At 57.2% G+C, this 1,356-nt stretch carries 1 protein-coding gene; it reads left to right on the forward strand.

Going from position 1 to position 1,356, the window contains the following annotated elements:
• Window positions 1-41 precede the first annotated feature (41 nt).
• Window positions 42-1,094 carry an IS110 family transposase gene (locus tag F3J44_RS29365; protein ID WP_167278000.1) on the forward strand — a complete coding sequence of 351 codons (1,053 nt, stop codon included), beginning with the start codon at window positions 42-44 and terminating at the stop codon, window positions 1,092-1,094.
• Window positions 1,095-1,356: the final 262 nt, after the last annotated feature.

Below are 1,356 nucleotides of genomic sequence, written 5' to 3' on the forward strand. Positions count from 1 at the left end.
TTACGACGAAACACGATTGTGCGCCTTGTGCAGATGTAAATCTGTGCGAAAACCTCTGTGTTGATCTGGCCAAGCAAGTTTTTCAGCTTGCGGGTGATGACGGCACGGGCCGCGTGATCTACGAGGCCCGTATCAAGTCCCGTCAGGCTTTTCATGATCTGCTGAGTACACTGCCGACCACCGTCACAGTGCTGATGGAAAGCGGTCCCGGCGCGCAAGCCTGGGCTAGGCTGCTGCAGGCCAAAGGCAATCCTGTAAGAATTTTGCCCGCACAGCGAGTAGCCGAACATCGCAGCGGAGCGAAGAATGATCGCAACGATGCTCATGCCATTCTTCGCGCCGGTCGTGATAGCAGCATCGCTTCAGTGCCGATAAAAAGCACCTTATCGCTGACAATTCAGGCCCTTCATCGTGTGCGGCGTGGCAACATCAAGCGGCACACGGCTCTGGGCAACCAGATACGAGGCTTGTTGCTTGAGCACGGTATAGCCTTGGCTCAAGGCGATGCATCAATCAGCCAGCGCGTACCGAGAGTGCTTGAAGATGCATCTCTGCCCTTGCCAGAAATGCTTCGTGAGCTGCTCGATGAGTTGCTGGCCGAATGGCGCTATCTGGGCGAGCGCATCGCTGTGCTGAGCGGGCGGCTCGAAGCTGCGGCACGGGACGACGGCGTCGCACGGCGACTAATCACGATTCGTGGCGTCGGCCCAATCATCGCCACCGCCATCGTGGCGAAACAGACAGAGCCAAGCCGCTTTGCCAGCAGTCGCATGTACTCCGCTTACTTCGGAATCGTACCCGACCAGCACAGTAGCGGCAGCAAAGTCAGGCTGGGCAAGATGAGTAAACGAGGCGATGGTTACATACGCAGTCTGATGATCCAGGGTGCGCATGCTGTCTTGAGTCAGTTGAAACCTGATTCCGATCAGCCAGACGATCGCCGCCTCTTGCGCTGGCTATCTCGCCTTGGTCGCAAGGAGGCGGCGATCAGACTGGCCAATCGAAATCTGCGAATCATCTGGTCATTGCTGCAGAGCGATCAGGTTTACCAACACAAGCCAAACAGCCGTCCGGAGGCTGCTATGAGCCTCTGACCAACCGAGTTACGCCACCGGGGCGCGAGCGCCCCAACCCCTGCTAGTGAACATCGACCCCTGGTAAGACCGTCGCAGAAAGATGCCTACGCTCCTACGGGCCCTTGTGGCCTCAATGTAATCGGCACACTGCGAGCTCACCCCGATGATGGCCAGAAGCGAATAGCTTCCTCGAACAGGCCTGATACATAGATGCAACCGGGTAACCATGTTCAAAAGCAGCTAGACAATGTTGGCGAGTCCATACATAGGAGCGGGCTTG

It is taken from the genome of Pantoea sp. Tr-811, assembly GCF_011752535.1.
Taxonomy (GTDB): Bacteria; Pseudomonadota; Gammaproteobacteria; order Pseudomonadales; family Pseudomonadaceae; genus Aquipseudomonas.